This window comes from Actinocrinis sp. (genome assembly GCF_035938995.1).
Lineage (GTDB): Bacteria > Actinomycetota > Actinomycetes > Streptomycetales > Catenulisporaceae > DASZGI01.
Map to the genome: position 1 here is coordinate 1 of NZ_DASZGI010000110.1, position 18,478 is coordinate 18,478.

An 18,478-nucleotide genomic window follows, 5' to 3' on the forward strand; every position below is an offset into this window, starting at 1 on the left:
ACGCCCAGCTCGCGCTGCACCGCGATCACGATGCCGCCCTTCGCGGTGCCGTCGAGCTTCGTCAGCACGATGCCGCTGATGTCGACCACCTCGCGGAAGACCCGCGCCTGCACCATGCCGTTCTGGCCGGTCGTCGCGTCCAACACGAGCAGCACCTCGTCGACCGGGCCGTGCTTCTCCACCACCCGCTTGACCTTGCCGAGCTCGTCCATCAGGCCGACCTTGGTGTGCAACCGGCCTGCGGTGTCGATCAGCGCGGTGTCGACGCCGGTCTCCTTCGCCTTCTTCACCGCGTCGAACGCGACGGACGCGGGGTCGGCGCCCTCCGGGCCGCGCACGGTGGTCGCGCCGACCCGCCGGCCCCAGGTCTCGAGCTGGTCGGCGGCGGCGGCGCGGAAGGTGTCGGCCGCGCCCAGCACCACCGAACGTCCGTCGGCGACCAGGACCCGGGCCAGCTTGCCGGTCGTGGTGGTCTTCCCCACACCGTTGACGCCGACGACGAGGACGACGGCCGGGCCCTCGCCGTCGGCGCGCACCGAGTGGACAGTGCGGTCGGCGGCCGGGCCGATGAGCGCGATCAGCTCCTCGCGCAGCAGCGCGCGCAGGTCGTCGGGAGTGCGCGAGCCGAGCACGCGGACCCGGGTGCGCAGCCGCTCGACCAGTTCCTGCGTCGGGGCGACGCCGACGTCGCTGGTCAGCAGCACATCCTCGATCTCCTGCCAGGTGTCCTCGTCGAGCTTGTCCCGGGAGAGCAGGGTGAGCAGCCCCTTGCCGACCGCGCTGTTGGAGCGGGCCAGCCGACCGCGCAGGCGCACGAGGCGGCCGGCCGTGGGCTCGGGGACGTCGAGCAGGAGCGGGGCAGGGGCAGCCGGGGCCTCGGGCGTCGGGGCCCTTGTCGCCGGGGCTGTTGTCGCCGGCGCGGGAGTGGGCGCGGAGACAGCAGGCGGCGCGGCCTGCTCGACCGGGGGCCGCTGGGCCTCGGGCTGCTCGACCTGAGGCTTGACCCGGCGCCCGGACGTGGTGCGCAGGTAGCCGACGAGCGCCCCGACCACCACCACGGCGAGGACGGCGGCGATGACGATGATCACTGTCTCCATGAGGCCATTCTCTCAAGCGGTGGAGGGTGCTCGGGCGCGCGGTTACAGCAGACTGGTTACCCCGGGCGCGACGTCGAACACAAAGCGCATGGCCTCCACCCGCTTGAAGCCGTGAACGGCGTCGAGAACCTTGCAGATGTCGGACTGGACCATGTTGAGCTTGCCGCCGATGAAGGCGATCTTCTTGGCCACGTATGCCAGTTCCACCTGCACCTGGGCGGCCGCGACCGGGGTGACCGTGCCAGCCGTCATCAGTTCCGCGACGAGCATCCCGCCGAGCGAGCCGATCATGATGTTGATCAGCATCTGGATGGTGCCCTCGGCCAGTTGCGCCTCGCTGCGGATCGCCCGGATGCACTCCCAGGTGGTGCGCACCGATCCAGCCAGCGCGTCGAGTCCTTCCAGGTACGCGTCCAGCGCCGTGGCGAAGCGCTCGGCCTCCAGGCCGGACCAGTTCTCGCGCAGCGGGGCTCCGGAGGCGCGAAGCGCGTCGGAGACCGCCAGGATGTCGCGGTAGACGTCGGCCCACACGTGTTCGGCCGCCTGGAGCGCCACACAGTCACCGGTGACGCGTTCGAGCGTGTGGAAGGGGTTCGGCGCGCCGGTGTGGTCGCAGACGTAGAAGATCAGTTTCTTCTCCAGCGTCCCGATGCCCGGGATCGGGATCGCCGGGATGTGGAAGTGGGACAGGTGCTTTCGGCCGAGTTCGGCAAGCGCCTCCTCGTCGAGCCGCTCCCGGACCTGGCAGCGGGCCGCCTCTGGGTCGTCCACCGCCTGGTCGTAGCGGTGGCGCCAAGGCAGACGGTGTTCGTGCGCTTCTTCAGGCCCACGCTCCAGACGCTTCATCAGGCGGCCTCTGAGGCGACGTCATCGTGCTGCGCGGGTACCGCGGCGAACTCACCGGTCAGGTGTTCGATGACCTCGCAGGCCTCGGTGATGTTCCGCTCCGTCGCCGGAAGCCGCTCGTGATAGGCGTCGCGGACCTTGTGCGCGTCGATGAGCTTGCCGAACGCGTCGTCGTGTACGCGGGCCGCTTCCAGCCGCGTCGGAACCTCGAGCAGCGTCGTGCGCGCCGCATCGAGCGCGGCCACGAACGCTGAGACCGCGGCCGGGTCGACGCCCGGCAGCGGCCGGCACGCCGACCCCTCCGCAGTGTCCCCGTCCGCTGCGTCATCCCCGTCGAGCGTGGTGTCGCCAATCTGATGGTCGGTCACCGAAACCCCCTGGCAGCCATCCTCCCTAAACGCATGCGTCCGGGAGCATACTCCGCAGCGGCGACAGGGCGGTGTATGCGCGAGCGAATGCGGCCGCCCGGCCCAATCAGGCACAGAACCCTGATGTGGGGCGAAACGGACCGGTGGCTCAACAGACCGGGGCTCAGGAGGTATCTGCCTCAAGCAGCGTCTGTCTTAGGCAGAGTCGGTCTTAAGCAGCCGCCGTGTCGCGCAGCCGCTGCGAGATGACGGTGGTGATGCCGTCGCCGCGCATCGACACGCCGTAGAGCGCGTCGGCAACCTCCATGGTCCGCTTCTGATGGGTGATCACGATCAGCTGCGAGGACTCGCGCAACTCCTCGAAGATCCGGATCAGCCGCTGCAGGTTGGTGTCGTCGAGCGCCGCCTCGACCTCGTCCATCACGTAGAACGGCGAGGGGCGCGCCTTGAAGATGGCGACCAGCAGGGCGACGGCGGTGAGCGAGCGCTCGCCACCGGACAGCAGGGACAGCCGCTTGACCTTCTTGCCCGGCGGCCGCGCCTCGACCTCGATGCCGGTGGTGAGCATGTCCTCGGGGTCGGTCAGGAAGAGCTTGCCCTCGCCGCCCGGGAACAGTCGGGCGAACACGCCCTCGAACTCGCGGGCGGTGTCGGCGTACGCCTCGGCGAAGACCTGTTGCACCCGCTCGTCCACCTCCCTGACCACCTGGAGCAGGTCGGTGCGGGTCTTTTTGAGGTCCTCGAGCTGTTCGTTGAGGAACTTGTAGCGTTCTTCGAGGGCGGCGAACTCCTCGAGCGCGAGCGGGTTGATCTTGCCCAGGGCCGCGTAGTCCTTCTCGGCCTGGCGCAGCCGCTTCTCCTGCTCGGCACGCTTGAAGGGCACCGGGGCGTTGCGCGGGTCGTCGGGGTCGTCCCCCCCGCCGAGATGCGACGCTGCGATCTGGGCAGCAGGCGGCGGCACCGGCCGGTCCGGGCCGTACTCCTCGACCAGCGCCTCGACGGTGACGCCGAACTCCTCCATAGCGCGCGCTTCGAGCTGTTCGATGCGCATGCGCTTTTCCGCGCGGGCCACCTCGTCGCGGTGCACCGAGTCGGTCAGCTTCTCCAGTTCGCCGGTCAGCTCACGAACCCGGCCGCGCACGACGTGAAGCGCCGCCTCGCGCTCGGCCCGGTCGCGCTCGGCCGCCTCGCGCTCCATACCGGCGCGGCTCAGCGAGACCTCAAGGCAGACGAGGGTCTGGCGGACGCCGGAGGCCACGGCGCGGGCGACCTCCGCCTGCCGTGCGGCACGATCCCGCCGCTGCGCCGCCCGGGTCCGGGCTTCGCGCTCCTGCGCTGCGGCGCGGTCGAGCGCGTCGGCGCGTCCGGCCAGCGAGCGGGCGCGCTCCTCCCCGGTGCGCACGGCCAGCCGCGCCTCCATTTCGGCAGCGCGGGCGGCGGTGGCTTCGGCGGACAGCTCGGCGCGGCCGTCCGGGGCCAGGTCGAAGTCCTCCTCCAGGGCCTCGGCGACGGCAACCGCCTCCTCGTGCTGCATCTCGAGGTCGGCCAGCGCCTGGAGGTCCTTCTCTTGGGCGCCCTGAGCGGCTTCGAGGGCCTTGGCGTAGCGCTCGACCTCGCCGAGGGCGGCGCGGGCCTGGCCGCCGAGCCGGCCGAGCTGCTGGGCGACGGAGGCTTTCTGGGCGTCGGCGGCGCGGCGCTGGGCGAGCAGGCCGTCAAGGGTCTGCTTCGCGGTCCGCTGCTGTTCGGTGGCCTCCTCGAGCTCACCGCGCAGCCTGCGGGCGCGCTCGCCGGCGCCCAGGAGCTTCTCGGCCGCCTCATCGACGGCGGCCTGGACCTCGAGTAGCGACGGCGCCGAGGAGGAGCCGCCCTGCGCGAGATGCCGGCTGAGCACGTCGCCGTCGCGGGTGACGGCCACCAGGTCGGGGTGTGCAGCGATCAGCGACGAGGCCTCGCCGAGGTCGTCCACTATCGCCACGCCGCGCAGCAGCCGGCGCAGCGAGGCGCGCATCTCGTCCGGCACGGTCACCAACTCGACCGCGTACTTGGCGTACGGCGGCAGGTCGGGCCAGGAGGCGAGGCGGTCGTCCTCGGGAGCTCCACCGACCAGGATCGCCGCGCGTCCCTTGTCTTCGGACTTCAGCAGCCGGATGGCGTTGACCGCGCTGTCCGGGGAGGAGACGGCGACCGCGTCGGCGGCCAGCCCGAGCGCCGCGGCCACCGCGGCCTCGGCGCCCTGAGCGACCGTCAGTATCGCGGCGATGGAGCCGAGCAGCCCGGAGAGCCGGTCGGTGGCGGCGAGCAGCGCGCCGGCGCCGTCCTTGCGGTTGAGGCCGAGTTCGAGCGCTTCCTTGCGGGCGGCGAGGGCGGCCCGCTCCCGCTCGGCGTCGCGTTCGGCGGCGCGCAGGGAGGTCAGCCGGTCCTCGGCGGTGGCGACCGCCTCGGTGGCCGCCTCGACCTCGGCGTCCAGGCCCTCGCCGCCGTCGATGTCCTCGACGTCGGCCTTGAGCAGGTCGTACTCGCGCTGGACGGCGGCGGCCCGCTCCCGCGCATCGTCGTGCGCGGCGGCGATGCGGCCGATTTCGGCGTCCGCGGCGCCCGCCCTGGACTTGACCGCGCCGACCCGTCCGGCCAGCTTCGCCAGATTCTCCCGACGGTCGGCGGCCGAGCGGACGGCGGCGGCCAGGCGCTTCTCCTCGGTGGCGAGGGCGGCTTCGGCCTCGCCCCGGCGGTTCACCGCCTCGGCGAGTACATCCTGGGCCTGGGCGATCTCCTCGGCCAGCGCCTCTTCCTGTTCGCGGATGCGCGCGGCCTCGCGCTGCATGTCCTCCGGATCCCGGCCGCGTCGCTCCGCGGGGTCCTCGCCCTGAGCGAGCTGGCCGAGGTTGCGCACCCGCTCCCCGGCGAGCGAGGCCGTGCCGCGCAGCCGCTCGCGCAGGGAGGAGAGGCGGTACCACGCCTCCTGAGCCGCCGCCAGATGCGGGACCAGCTCCTGGACCTCGTGCTCGAGCTCGGTCTCCTTGGCCTGGCACTGGGCGTACTCGCGTTCGAGCTCGGCGCGCAGGACGCGGATCGCCGTGTCGTCGGCGGTCTCCTTCTCGTACGCGGCGCGCAGACCGGTCAGATCATCGGCCAGCAGGCGCAGCCGGGCGTCGCGCAGGTCGGCCTGGATGACGGCGGCGCGGCGAGCCACCTCGGCCTGGCGTCCCAGGGGCTTGAGCTGGCGGCGCAGCTCGGTGGTCAGGTCGGTGATCCGGGTCAGGTTGGCCTGCATCGCGTCGAGCTTGCGCAGCGCCTTTTCCTTGCGCTTGCGGTGCTTGAGCACGCCGGCGGCCTCCTCGACGAAGGCGCGGCGCTCCTCGGGACCGGCCTGCAGGACAGCGTCGAGCTGGCCCTGTCCGACGATCACGTGCATCTCGCGGCCGATGCCGGAGTCGGAGAGCAGTTCCTGGATGTCGAGCAGGCGGCAGGACGAGCCGTTGATCGCGTACTCGGAGCCGCCGTTGCGGAACATGATCCGCGAGATGGTGACCTCGGTGTAGTCGATCGGCAAGGCGCCGTCGGTGTTGTCGATGGTGAGGGTGACCTCGGCCCGGCCGAGCGGCGGGCGGCCCGAGGTGCCCGCGAAGATCACGTCCTCCATCTTGCCGCCGCGCAGCGACTTGGCGCCCTGCTCCCCCATCACCCAGGCGAGGGCGTCCACGACGTTGGACTTGCCCGAGCCGTTCGGACCGACGACACAGGTGATCCCCGGCTCGAAGCGCAGGGTCGTGGCCGACGCGAACGACTTGAATCCCCGCAGGGTCATGCTCTTCAGATACACGTCGTCGGATTCCTAGCGGCCGGACACAGATGTGTTGCGTATCCCTAGAGCGTACCTGGAGGGGTGGCGCGGACGGCCGACTCGGGACACAAGCAGCGGAAAGTAGTACCGCGCGGCAACCGCGCGAAACCGGGAACCCCCGTGCCTCTCGGTTGATCCGGGTGCTCGAGAGACAAGGGCGCACAGACGAGAGCAGAAGAGGCCAGACGAGGCAAGCAGACGCAAGGACGCAAAAGGTGCCGCCGCGAACAAACGAAGAAGGGACGCGGATCGCGTCCCTTCGCGTTTTTCGGGTTCCGCCGTCCTGCGACCTGGCAGCCCGCCCGTCCAGGCGGGTCAGGTCAGCGCGGGCTCCCGCTCGGCAACAGTGGCGGCGAACAGGTCGGGGTCGAACGATGCGGTGTGAGCCGCTGCCGCAAGCGTGTCGTTCTCAGCCTTCACACGATTAAGCTGATCTTCGAGGTCGCGTACACGCTGCTGCAACCGCCGCATCTCGCCGACAATCCGCGGGTCTGTCCCCCCGAGGTGTCCGAGTAGCGCCTTAGCCATTCCAAGGTCCTCCACGCTGAGTGACCGACACGGCTTCTTAGCCGCCGTGTCACGTGAGGTCATTGCGCGCTCCGAGTCGCACTGCGGGGCGGGGATTCGGCGGGAGCTTGGGGTGCCCGGCCGGGCGCTGGAGCGTGGCCGGAAAACCGCTGAAGCCAGCCCGAGCGCGGACCGTGCAAACACGGCTGCCTACCGACATCCTCACAGTAAAAACGACAGGTGCGCGGGCTTCTAGCGTCTCACCATCCGGTGCCAGGGTCAAATCCGAGATGCCGTTCGTGACCGCCGAAGGTTTGGGCGTCACGCCGACTGGGCACTCTGATGGGCCGTTTGGTGAAGCCAAGGTTCTGGAGCAGATCACCGCGGGCCCGAAAACCACCCTGAGCGCAGCGTATATAGGACAAGTGTCCGCACGAGTCGCGAAGATCGCAACCCGCGCGCAGCGGATCAGCGCAGAACCCGGACACGCTCCGCATCCGTCCCGGCCGCAAACAACACGCGAACGGCCGAGCGGGACGCGGGCATTGGGGGTGGTGCAGGGCGGCATGGAGGGTCACGCGGGGCGGCATCGAAGATGACGCCGAGGTTCCGGCAACGTTTCCGGCGATCCCTGACGAGCTAAGCCAGCTGAGGGCACGGCAGCCAACCGCGACCACCGACCGTACCGATCACCGACCGCGCAGAGAAGAAGCTCGACAGCGGCCGGAAACTGGACAGCGCCGGAACTCAGCACCGCCAGAAACTCAGCACCGCCAGAAACTCGGCACCGCCAGAGACTCGGCACGGCTAGTAGTGCGTGCCGCCGCGCCCGCGTCTGCTCAGCGCCCCGAGCACGTCCAGTTGAGCCAACCAACGACTCCCCATCGACCGCGACCACCGGCTGTGCCGAGACTGAACTCGGCACAGCCAGTCGCGATGCTGCCCCACACCTACTCGGCTGCAGGAGCGCAGCCAGTTGAGCCACGGTCGACCGCACCACCCATAACCGCTACCGGCGCCGAACCACGGCGTAGCCGCCGGTCGCGCCGCTGCGCCGCCGGCCCTGTCATTGCGCCGCCCGTCGTACTGCTGCGCCCGCCACCCGCGCCCCGCGGATACGCCTAACCCACTGCCAGGAGCGCAGCCAGTTGGGCCATGGTCGACAGCGTCACCCACGACCGCGGCCGACGCCGAACCACGACGTGACCGCCGGTCGCGCCGCTGCGCCGCCGATCCTGACGCTGCGCTGCCTGTCGTGCTGCTGCGCCCAACACCGGCGCGCCCGCGGACACGCCTCTACTCGGCTGCCGGGAGCGCAGCCAGTTAAGCCGTGGTCGACGGCGCCACCCATGGCCGCTGCCAGCACCAAGCCAAGGCGTAACCGCCAGTCCTGTCGCTGCGCTGCCTGTCGTGCTGCTGCGCCCGCCGCCCGCGCCCCCGCGGAACGCCTACTCCGCTGCCGGAAGCGCTTCCAGTTGGGTGGTGATCCGGGCGAGGTCGGCTTGGGCGCCGGCGAGGCGGGTGCGGATCTTCGCGACCACTGGCTCGGGCGCCTTTGCCAGGAAGCCGGCGTTGGCGAGCTTCGCCTCCGCGCTTTCGATCTCCTTGCGTGCTGCCTCTCGGTCCTTGGTCAGGCGCGCTCGCTCGGCCTTGACGTCGATCGCGCCGGACAGGTCCAGCTCCACCGTCGCCTGCGCTGTTTGGAGCGCCGCGGTCGCCTGGAAGCTTCCTTCTCCGTCCGGCTCGGTCAGGCGCGCTAGGGCCCGGATCTCCGCCTCGTGCTTGGCGAGGGCTCCGGACAGCGCCAGCCTGGCCGCCACCCTTTGGCCCACCTTCAAGCCCTGATCCGCTCTGAACCGGCGCACCTCGGTCACGGCCTCCTGGAGCGCCAGGATCTCCGCCTCGGCCTCCGGGTCGCGGAGGTTCTCGTCGGCGATCGGCCAGGCCGCGATCACCACCGACTCCTGACCGGTGAGCGCGGTCCACAGTTCCTCGGTCACGTACGGGATGTACGGGTGCAGCAGCCGCAGTGTCACGTCCAACACGTGTCCCAGCACCGCGCGCGTGGCCTCGGCCTCGTCGCCGCCGCGCGCGAGCGGCCCCTTGGCCAGCTCCACGTACCAGTCGAACACCTCGTCCCAGGCGAAGTGGTACAGCGCCTCGCATGCCTTCGCGTGCTGGTAGTCCTCCATATACGCGTCGACCTCGGCGGTCACCGTGGTCAGCCGCGACAGGATCCAGCGATCCACCGCGGACAGGCGCTCCCGCGCGGGCGGCGGGGCCGGCGCAGCGCCGTTCATCAACGCGAAGCGGGTCGCGTTCCAGATCTTGTTGCAGAAGTTGCGCGAGCCCTGCGCCCACTCCTCGCTGGTGGCCAGGTCGGCGCCCGGATTCGCGCCGCGGGCCAGGGTGAAGCGCACCGCGTCGGAGCCGTAGTTGTCCATCCACTCCAACGGGTCCACGCCGTTGCCGCGGGACTTCGACATCTTCTTGCCGAACTTGTCCCGCACCAACCCGTGCAGCGACACGGTGCGGAAGGGCACAGACTCCTGCGGCCCCCGCTCCTTCATCGCGTACAGACCGAACATCATCATCCGCACGACCCAGAAGAACAGGATGTCATAGCCGGTCACCAGCACGGTGGTCGGATAGAACTTGCGCAGGTCCTCGGTGTCGTCCGGCCAGCCCATGGTGGAGAACGGCCACAGCCCGGAGGAGAACCAGGTGTCGAGCACGTCGGGATCCTGGGTCCAGCCCTCGCCCGGAGTCTCCTCCTCCGGCCCCACGCATACCGTCTCGCCGTTCGGCCCGTACCACACCGGGATCCGGTGGCCCCACCACAGCTGCCGGGAAATGCACCAGTCCAGCAGGTTGTCCGTCCACTGGAAGTACCGCGGCTCCATCTCCTGCGGATGGATGCGCACCCGGCCGTCCCGCACGGCGGCGGAGGCCTCGGCCGCCAGCGGCGACACGCGCACCCACCACTGCAGCGACAGGCGCGGCTCCACCACGGTGTCGCAGCGCGAGCAGTGGCCCACCGCGTGCAGGTATGGGCGCTTCTCCGCGACGATCCGGCCCTCCTCGCGCAGCGCCCGCACCACCGCCGGACGCGCCTCGAACCGGTCCAGGCCCTCAAAGGGCCCGTGCGCGGTGATCACTCCGCGCTCGTCCATGATCAGCAGTGACGGCAGGCCGTGCCGCTGGCCGATCTCGAAGTCGTTCGGGTCGTGCGCCGGGGTCACCTTCACCGCGCCGGTCCCGAACTCGGGGTCCACGTGCGGGTCGGCCACGATCGGCACCCGGCGCCCGGTGAACGGGATCTCCACCTCGGTGCCCACGAGGTGCCGGTAGCGCGCGTCGTCGGGGTGCACGGCCACCGCGGTGTCGCCCAGCATCGTCTCGGCCCGGGTGGTGGCCACCACGATGGCGTTCGCGCCGTCGCCGTAGCGGATCGACACGAGCTCGCCCTCGTCCTCGTGGTGGTCCACCTCGATGTCGGACAGGGCGGTCATGCAGCGCGGGCACCAGTTGATGATCCGCTCGGCGCGGTAGATCAGGCCGTCGTCGTACATCGCCTTGAAGACGGTCTGCACGGCCCGGGAGAGCCCCGCGTCGAGGGTGAACCGCTCGCGGGTCCAGTCCACCGACGCGCCCAGCCGCCGGATCTGGTTCAGGATGCGGCCGCCGTACTCGGCCTTCCACTGCCAGGCCCGCTCCACAAAGGCCTCACGGCCCAGATCGTGCCGGGACAGGCCTTCCTGGCCGAGCGCCTTCTCCACCGCATTCTGGGTGGCGATGCCCGCGTGGTCCATCCCGGGCAGCCAGAGCGTCTCATAGCCCTGCATCCGCTTGCGGCGGGTGATCGCGTCCTGCAGCGTCATGTCGAGGGCGTGGCCGATATGCAGCGAGCCGGTCACGTTCGGCGGCGGGATCACGATGGTGTGCGCGGGCCGGTCGCTCTTGGCGTCCGCCTCGAAGTAGCCGGCGGCTACCCAGCGCTCGTACAGCTTCCCCTCGACCTGCGCGGGCGCATACTGCGGCGGCAGGGTGGCGGCGGCGTCCGCGGGGGCGCCCTGGCTCGGGGGGGAAGTCGATTCGGTCACGCCTCGATTCTACGGATCGCGGAGGCGCGCCCCGAACGATTTGCGAGCGGGAGCAGGGATCTGTGGATAACTCAGTGGCGAGGTGACGGACTTTCGCGCCGGGGGGACGGCAGCCGGACGAAGAGGCCGCCGGACCTTCGCCGGCGGCCTGTCGTGCTACGCGGACTTCTCGCGCGGCGTGTGGGTCTGCGCGGGGCGGCGCGAGTCGCGCGGAATCAGGGTCGGGTTCGCGTGCTCCTTCACCGACTCGGCGGTGATGAGCACCTGGGCCACGTCGCGGCGCGAGGGCACCTCGTACATGACCGACAGGAGCACCTCTTCCATGATCGCGCGCAGGCCGCGTGCGCCGGTGCCGCGCAGGATCGCCAGGTCCGCGATGGCCTCCACCGCGTCGTCGGAGAACTCCAGCTCGACCCCGTCCAGCGCCATCAGGTGCTGGTACTGGCGGATCAGCGCGTTCTTCGGCTCGACCAGGATGCGCCGCAGCGACTCGCGGTCCAGGTTCTCCACCGTGGTGATCACCGGGAGCCGGCCGATGAACTCCGGGATCATCCCGAACTTGATCAGGTCCTCCGGCATGACCTCGCCGAACACGTCCGGCGAGTCCAGCTCGGCCCGGCTGCGCAGCTGGGCGCCGAAGCCGATGCCCTGCTTGCCGACCCGGCCCTGGATGATCCGCTCCAGCCCGGCGAACGCGCCGCCCACGATGAACAGCACGTTCGTGGTGTCGATCTGGATGAACTCCTGGTGCGGGTGCTTGCGGCCGCCCTGCGGGGGCACCGCCGCGATCGTGCCCTCCAATATCTTCAGCAGCGCCTGCTGCACGCCCTCGCCGGAGACGTCGCGGGTGATCGACGGGTTCTCGCTCTTGCGGGCGATCTTGTCGACCTCGTCGATGTAGATGATCCCGGTCTCCGCCTTCTTCACGTCGAAGTCGGCGGCCTGGATCAGGCGCAGCAGGATGTTCTCCACGTCCTCGCCGACGTAACCCGCCTCGGTGAGCGCGGTGGCGTCGGCGATGGCGAACGGGACGTCGAGCATGCGTGCGAGCGTCTGGGCGAGAAAGGTCTTGCCGGAGCCGGTCGGGCCGAGCAGCAGGATGTTCGACTTGGCCAGCTCCACCGCCTCGTCCCGCGAGGCGCGCCCGGTGTCACCCGCCTGGACCCGCTTGTAGTGGTTGTAGACCGCCACGGACAGCGCCTTCTTCGCGGCGTCCTGCCCGATCACGTACTGGTCCAGGAAGTCGTAGATCTCCCGCGGCTTGGGCAGCTCAGACCACCGGTGCTCGGCCGAGCCGGCCAGCTCCTCCTCGATGATCTCGTTGCACAGATCGATGCACTCGTCGCAGATGTACACGCCGGGACCGGCGATCAGCTTCTTGACCTGCTTCTGGCTCTTCCCGCAAAAGGAGCACTTGAGCAGGTCGCCCTCACCGATGCGTGCCACGGGGTGGATCTCCTTCGCCTCGACGCCGGCGGTGCCGTCCGGCGGGGCCGAAAAAGCCCTCACTCAAGAAGGTACCGCTTTCAGGGCTGGAACGGGGGCAGGCCGACGCGCAATGGCGGCGACCGGCCTGCCCCGGGGCGCTGGCATGCGCCCGGGGAGTGCGCGGTCGACGGCTCAGCGCGCCTCGCGCGCCATGCCTTCCGCGCGGCTGGTGATGACCTGGTCGATCAGCCCGTACTCGACCGCCTGAGTCGCCGTCAGAATCTTGTCCCGCTCGATGTCTTCGCGCACCTGCTCCTCGGTGCGGCCGCTGTGCTTGGCCAGCATGAACTCGAGCAGGGCGCGCATCCGCAGGATCTCGTTGGCCTGGATCTCCAGGTCGTTGAGGTCGGCGCGGCCGGTCTCGGTGTAGGGCTGGTGGATCAGGATCCTGGAGTTCGGCAGAGCCAGGCGCTTGCCCTTCGTGCCCGCTGCGAGGAGCACCGCGGCGGCCGAGGCGGCCTGGCCGATGCAGACGGTCTGCACGTCCGGCTTCACGAACTGCATCGTGTCGTAGATGGCGGTCAGCGCGGTGAACGATCCGCCGGGCGAGTTGATGTACATGATGATGTCGCGGTCCGGGTCCATCGACTCCAGCGTGATCAGCTGGGCCATCACGTCGTTGGCGGAGGCGTCGTCGATCTGAACGCCGAGGAAGATGATGCGCTCCTCGAACAGCTTGGCGTACGGGTCGTACTCGCGGATGCCCTGGCTGGTGCGCTCGATGAAGTGGGGCAGGACGTAGCGGGCCTCGTGGCGCAGCCCGGCCGAGAGGTGTGCGGACATGGTGGCTGATTCCTCGTCTCGTGCGCGGGCGGTCAGGCGTTCGGGCCGGAGTGCTCGGCGGTGGTGAAGATCTTGTCGATCAGGCCGTACTCCTTGGCCTCCTCGGCGGAGAACCAGTGGTCGCGGTCCGAGTCCTTCTCCACCTTCGCCTGCGTCTGGCCGGTGTGCAGCGAGGTCAGCTCGATCATCCGGCGCTTGCTGCGCAGCAGCCGCTCGGCCTGGATCTTGATGTCGGAAGCCGAGCCGCCGAGGCCGGCCGAGCCCTGGTGCAGCAGGATCTCCGCGTTGGGCAGGGCGTACCGCATGCCCGCGGCGCCCGCGGTGAGCAGGAACTGGCCCATCGAGGCGGCCATGCCCAGCGCCACGGTGGCGACGTTGTTGCTGATCAGCTGCATCGTGTCGTAGATCGCCAGACCCGCGGTGACCGAGCCGCCGGGCGAGTTAATGTAGAACCAGATGTCCTTCTCCGGGTCCTCCGCGTTCAGCAGGAGCAGCTGGGCGCACAGGGTATTGGCGATGTCGTCGTCGACCATCGCGCCGAGGAAGACGATGCGGTTGCGTAATAGCCGGTTGAACACCTGGTCGTTCAGGCCGAGAGGCCCGTCGAAAGACGCCATCCGGTGCGCACCGCCCGGGTAAGGATTCGTCACGTCATCCACCTGTCTCGCGTCGGAAGACTCGTCTACTCAAAGCGACCCTAACCCGTCTCACCAACAGGTCGACGGATTAGGGCCGCTTGTTCGCTCTAGGCGTAGCCGCCGCAGAAAGTTCTAGGCGTGTTCGTGTCCGTAGTGCTCTTCACCGGGGTTGCGGCCGAAGGCGTCGGGGCCGTCTTCGAGGGCCGGGGTGCTGAGCGCGGACAGGTCCACGGTGTTGCCCGAGGCGTCCTTGATCTGCGCGTTATCCAGGATCAGCTGGAGCGCCTTGCCCCGGCGCACCTCGCCGACGAGCGCCGAGATCTGGCCGGAATCGGCCACGGACTTCGCGAACTGATCCGGGGTCATCCCGGAGTTGGACGCCCGCTGGATCACGTGCTGGGTCAGCTCCGCCTGGTTGACGCTCAGCTCCTCGGAGTCGGCGAGCCGATCCAGCACGAACTGGGCCTTCATGCCGTCGCGCACCTGCTTCTCCTGCTCCGCGGCGAACGCCTCGGCGTCCTGGTCCTGGAGCCGCAGGAAGCCCTCGCGGGTCAGCCCGGCCGCCTTGATCTGCTGGTCGAGCTGCTCGTTGCGCCAGGCGATCTCGGACTCCACGGCCTTGACCGGCAGCGGGAAGTCGGTCTGGCCGAGCACCGCCTCGAGCACCTTGTCCCGCGCCTGGGCGCCCTGCTCGAAGGTCTTGGCCCGGGTCAGCCGCGCGCGGATGTCGTCGCGCAGCTCCTCCAGGGTGTCGAACTCGCTGGCCAGCTGGGCGAAGTCGTCGTCCAGCGGGGGCAGCTCGCGGGCCTTGACCGCGGTGACGTCGACCTTGATGTCGGCCTCCTCGCCCGCGTGCGAGCCGCCGACCAGCTTGGAGACGAACTCGGCGGACTCCCCGGCGCTCTTGCCGGCGATGGCCTCGTCCAGGCCGTCGACCATGTTGTTCGAGCCGACCTCGTAGGAGATGCCGGCGGCGGTGCCGTCCTCGAGGGTCTCGCCGTCGATGGTGGCGACCAGGTCGAGGGTGACATAGTCGCCGGTCTCCACCGCCCGCTCGACTCCGGTGAGCGTGCCGAAACGCTTGCGCAGCGCCTCGACCTGCTCGTCCACGTCGGAGTCGGGGACCTCGACGTCGTCCACCTCGACCTCGACGCCCTTGTAGTCGGGCAGGTCGAACTCGGGGCGCACGTCCACCTCGGCGGTGAACTTCAGCTGCTCGCCGTCGGCGAACTCGGTGACCTCGACCTCGGGGCGGCCGACCACCTCGAGCTTGTTCTCCTGGACGGCCTTGCCGTACAGGTCGGGCAGCGCTTCGTTGATCGCCTCCTCGAGCACCGCGCCGCGGCCGATCCGCTGGTCGATGACGCGGGGCGGCACCTTGCCCTTGCGGAAGCCCGGCACGGTCACCTGGTCGGCGATCTTCTTGTACGCCGTGTCGAGGCTGGGCTTGAGCTCGGCGAAGGGAACCTCGACGGTGAGCCGGACCCGGGTGGGGTCCAAGGTCTCGACGGCGCTCTTCACAGCAGTGGTCTCCTCGCTGGGGCTTCTTCTTAAGATCGCGGGCGCCGCGCCCGCCCGGCGCTGATCCGCGGGAGGTGCTCCGCGGGCGGGCCAGGGCTTCTTCACGACGGCGGGCACCCTCAGGGAACGCCGCGTCGCGCCTGCGCTCGGTATCGTACCGTGCGCTGCCGGGCCGAGTAATAAAAGTGCACTTCAAGACAGCCCGCCCGGCACTTCGGGACACCCGCCCGAAAAGCGTCGTGGCAGCGACCCCGGCAGTGCGGGATCCGAGCAGTCGGGGTGGCGGGATTTGAACCCACGGCCTTCCGCTCCCAAAGCGGACGCGCTACCAAGCTGCGCCACACCCCGTTGGCTGATCGAGGGAAGCGTACAGGTTGGACGGCGATGCTCGCACCGGGGATACGCCAGCGCTCGGAGGCGTGTGCGCCGGATCGGGGTAACGCGTGTGCTGCCTCAGTCCGCGGTGTGGCAAGATAAGGCGGCACTTGCGGACGTAGCTCAATGGTAGAGCCCCAGTCTTCCAAACTGGCTACGCGGGTTCGATTCCCGTCGTCCGCTCCACCGGTAGGAGCCCGGGCCGCCTGCGAAGGCGGCCCGGGCTCCTGGTGATTCCGGGCCGTCCGTCACGCTGTTGTCACAGATCGGTCTACGGGGGCAACGGGCGGGGTCGGCAACGCGTCTTCACGTGGCGGGGACCCAAAGCCGAATTGGGAGGGGAACAAGAAGGATGTCCGACGACCGTCCACCCTATGAGGGTTGGTTCCGGGAGGACGACGGCGTGCCGTCGGGCCAGGGACAGCAAAACGCGCCTCAGCAGCCGATACCCAATCAGCAGCTGCCTCAGTATCAGATGCCGCAGCAGCAGATATCTCTGCCGCATCAGCGGCCGCCAATGCCTCAGGGGCAGGCGAATGATGTGTGGGGGCAGTACGGGGTAGGGCCGCAGGCGCAGGGAGGCGGTCAACCGCCACGGGGCTATGGGCAGCAGCCGGCGTTCGGCCAGCCGCAGAGCACCACGCAGCAGCGGCCTTTCGAGCAGACGCAGGGCATTGATATCAGCCAGGAGCAGGGCGCTCCGGCTCCTTATCCCGAGTACGTCCCGCATCCTCATGACCGCCGCGGGCCGTCTAGCCGTCGCATGCCGCTCATCGCCGGCGGCGCGGTTGCCGGCGTCGCTGTGCTGGCGCTGATCGGTTACGTGGCGCTGAGCGGCGGCGGAGGTGGCGCGGGGCACAACTCATCCGCGAACGCAGGTGCAGCATCGCCCACGCCGACTCACACCAGCTTCCAGCCCACGAGCAGCGACCCGGCCACGGCTGCTGAGCAGACCGGTGCCGCGTTCCTCACCGCGTGGCAGTCGGGAAATCTGGAGCAGGCGGCGAAATACACCGACAATCCGACCGCTGCGCTGGCCGCGCTGACCTCGTACAAGAGCAGCCTGAACATCAGTGCGCTGACCGTGACCCCGCAGCCCGCCGTCGTCGCCGGAGCATCGCCGACCACGAGCGGTGCCAGCGGCTCGCCGTCCACGGCGTCGAGTTCGGCGGCGGGTTCGAACACGGGTGCAGCGACCGGCTCCGTTTTGCCGTCCGGCACCGTGCCCTTCACGGTGGCCGCCAGCGTGTCCGTCAATACCGCGTCGCTGGCGCCGGCGACGTCCGGCACAGCTTCGCCGTCGCCGGCGGCGCAGGCTGGGCAAGCCGGGCAGACGATGACGCTCCCGTGGAACTACACCTCGAATCTGACGGCCTATAAGCAGTCCGACGGCTGGTCGGTGAAGTGGTCCGCCTCGATCCTCGCGCCGAAGCTGGCGGACGGTGAGAAGCTCGCCGTGGTCGCGGTGCCGCCGGGTGCGGGCAAGATCGTGGACGCCTCTGGGGACAACCTTTCGGGTGCTTCGGACGCGGCGCTGCGAAACATAGCGGCGGCGATGACCAAGAAAGCGCCGACGGGGCAGGGCACGGCGGGCGTCGCGATCGAGATCACGGACGCGTCGGGCACCGCGGTCTCGGGCACCACGATGACGCTGCAGCAGCCTGTGAACGCCACCCTGCTGAAGACCACCATCAGCCCTTCGCTCGAAGCGCTGGCCGAGAGCGCCGTGGGGATGAACCCGCGGAGCTCGATGGTCGTGCTGCGCGCGTCGACCGGCGCGATCCTGGCGGTGGCGAACAGCGCGGGGAACCCCGATACCGCGCTGACCGGTACGCTCGCCCCCGGCTCTACCTTCAAGATCGTCACTAGCGCCGCGCTGCTCAACCACGGCGACGTGTCGGTCAGCACGCCGGTGGCCTGCCCGCCCACCTTCACTGTGGATGGCATCACCTTCCACAACGCGACGAACGGCCCCGGAACGCCTGAGGAGTCGGAGCCCGCCGGCACCCCGTTCCTCAAGGACTTCGCCGACTCCTGCAACAACGCGTTCACGCCGTTCTACTCGCAGCTCGAAGGCGGCAAGCTGGCCTCGACCGCCTCGTCGTATTTCGGGCTCGGCCTCAAGTGGGACATCGGCCTGGGCGCGAACGCCTACTTCGGCATGCCCGGCGACTCGGTGGGCTCCGAGCTGGCGCAGGAGAACTTCGGTCAGGGTCAGGTGGAGGCCAACCCGCTGGCGATGGCCTCGGTGGTGGCGACCGTGGGCACCGGCCAGTTCAACCAGCCTTATCTGGTGAGCAGCGTGACCAAGGCCACAGCCACACCGCTGCCCTCAGGTACGGACGCTGCGCTTAAGCAGATGATGCGTGCCGTGGTCACCGAAGGCACCGCTGCGGGCGTATTCGACTCCGTGGGTCGCACACTTTATGCCAAGACGGGAACCGCAGAAGCGGACGCCAACAAGGACAAGAAGAACAACGGTTGGATCGTCGTGTATGACCCGTCCCGGGACATCGCAATCGGCTGCGTCGTGATCGACTCTGGCTTCGGCGCGCAGTTCGCTGGCCCGGAGGCGTCTTACGTACTCGCGCACATGTAGCAGCACAACGCTCGCAGGCCCGGATGGAGCTCACCGATCCGGGCCTGCGCTTCGCCGACACCCTCTGCACGTTCTGCCACATCCCGATACGCCAATCACCCGCACGGGCACGAAAGGCGGATCGTGCCCCGAATTCACCGCATTAGGATGGAACGCAAGGCGCGCGAGCAGCGTCTTTTTATCCGTGGCGCCTCGGGTACGATCGGCGCCGAGATTGAGCAAACGCTCAAACGTGCGCTGGGGGCGCATGAGCCCACGGGAGAGGGACTCGAAGTGACCGACGAGACCAGGCGAGACCGGGAGACATCCGGC

The 18,478-nt window shown here is 69.6% G+C and carries 11 protein-coding genes and 2 tRNA genes; 2 read left to right on the forward strand and 11 right to left on the reverse strand.

Annotated elements, in window-relative coordinates:
• From ftsY to VGZ32_RS07430, 11 genes are all read right to left on the reverse strand, one after another.
• A partial coding sequence (gene ftsY / locus VGZ32_RS07380; protein WP_326885108.1) for a signal recognition particle-docking protein FtsY occupies positions 1-1,097 on the reverse strand: 1,097 nt, incomplete at its 3' end.
• 42 nt (positions 1,098-1,139) lie between these two features.
• Positions 1,140-1,868, reverse strand: a complete 729-nt coding sequence (locus tag VGZ32_RS07385; RefSeq protein ID WP_326885109.1) for a hypothetical protein — start codon at positions 1,866-1,868, stop codon at positions 1,140-1,142.
• Positions 1,869-1,942: 74 nt separating this feature from the next.
• Positions 1,943-2,311, reverse strand: a complete 369-nt coding sequence (locus VGZ32_RS07390) for a hypothetical protein (RefSeq protein ID WP_326885110.1) — start codon at positions 2,309-2,311, stop codon at positions 1,943-1,945.
• Positions 2,312-2,522: 211 nt separating this feature from the next.
• Entirely contained in the window at positions 2,523-6,131 is a 3,609-nt protein-coding gene (gene smc, locus VGZ32_RS07395) for a chromosome segregation protein SMC (protein ID WP_326885111.1), read from the reverse strand.
• A 336-nt stretch (positions 6,132-6,467) separates the two neighbouring features.
• Positions 6,468-6,680 carry a hypothetical protein gene (locus VGZ32_RS07400; RefSeq protein WP_349263528.1) on the reverse strand — a complete coding sequence of 71 codons (213 nt, stop codon included), beginning with the start codon at positions 6,678-6,680 and terminating at the stop codon, positions 6,468-6,470.
• A gap of 1,427 nt (positions 6,681-8,107) precedes the next feature.
• Positions 8,108-10,762 (reverse strand): valine--tRNA ligase, encoded by a 2,655-nt coding sequence (locus tag VGZ32_RS07405; RefSeq protein WP_326885113.1) that lies wholly within the window; start codon positions 10,760-10,762, stop codon positions 8,108-8,110.
• A 156-nt stretch (positions 10,763-10,918) separates the two neighbouring features.
• The gene (clpX, locus tag VGZ32_RS07410; protein WP_326885114.1) at positions 10,919-12,208 is read right to left on the reverse strand and encodes an ATP-dependent Clp protease ATP-binding subunit ClpX; all 1,290 of its coding nucleotides are present in this window, start codon (positions 12,206-12,208) and stop codon (positions 10,919-10,921) included.
• Between the two features lie 174 nt (positions 12,209-12,382).
• Positions 12,383-13,033, reverse strand: coding sequence for an ATP-dependent Clp protease proteolytic subunit (locus VGZ32_RS07415; RefSeq protein WP_326885115.1), 651 nt, complete (start codon positions 13,031-13,033; stop codon positions 12,383-12,385).
• A gap of 32 nt (positions 13,034-13,065) precedes the next feature.
• On the reverse strand, positions 13,066-13,650 hold the full coding sequence (locus VGZ32_RS07420) for an ATP-dependent Clp protease proteolytic subunit (RefSeq protein WP_326885118.1): 585 nt from the start codon (positions 13,648-13,650) through the stop codon (positions 13,066-13,068).
• A gap of 153 nt (positions 13,651-13,803) precedes the next feature.
• Positions 13,804-15,192 (reverse strand): trigger factor, encoded by a 1,389-nt coding sequence (tig, locus tag VGZ32_RS07425; protein WP_326885116.1) that lies wholly within the window; start codon positions 15,190-15,192, stop codon positions 13,804-13,806.
• Between the two features lie 274 nt (positions 15,193-15,466).
• Positions 15,467-15,540, reverse strand: a tRNA-Pro gene (locus VGZ32_RS07430).
• Positions 15,541-15,679: 139 nt separating this feature from the next.
• On the opposite strand from VGZ32_RS07430, the gene VGZ32_RS07435 reads away from it, so the two are divergent.
• Together VGZ32_RS07435 and VGZ32_RS07440 are read left to right on the forward strand one after the other, a co-directional pair.
• A tRNA-Gly gene (locus VGZ32_RS07435) sits at positions 15,680-15,753 on the forward strand.
• Between the two features lie 577 nt (positions 15,754-16,330).
• Positions 16,331-18,166 (forward strand): penicillin-binding transpeptidase domain-containing protein, encoded by a 1,836-nt coding sequence (locus VGZ32_RS07440; RefSeq protein WP_326885117.1) that lies wholly within the window; start codon positions 16,331-16,333, stop codon positions 18,164-18,166.
• Positions 18,167-18,478: the final 312 nt, after the last annotated feature.

Excerpts from the sequence above, each read along its gene's own strand:
- VGZ32_RS07400 (WP_349263528.1), bottom strand. The coding sequence starts at position 6,680 with ATGGCTAAGGCGCTACTCGGACACCTCGGGGGGACAGACCCGCGGATT.
- VGZ32_RS07420 (WP_326885118.1), bottom strand. The coding sequence starts at position 13,650 with ATGGCGTCTTTCGACGGGCCTCTCGGCCTGAACGACCAGGTGTTCAAC.
- VGZ32_RS07415 (WP_326885115.1), bottom strand. The coding sequence starts at position 13,033 with ATGTCCGCACACCTCTCGGCCGGGCTGCGCCACGAGGCCCGCTACGTC.
- VGZ32_RS07440 (WP_326885117.1), top strand. The coding sequence starts at position 16,331 with ATGCCGCTCATCGCCGGCGGCGCGGTTGCCGGCGTCGCTGTGCTGGCG.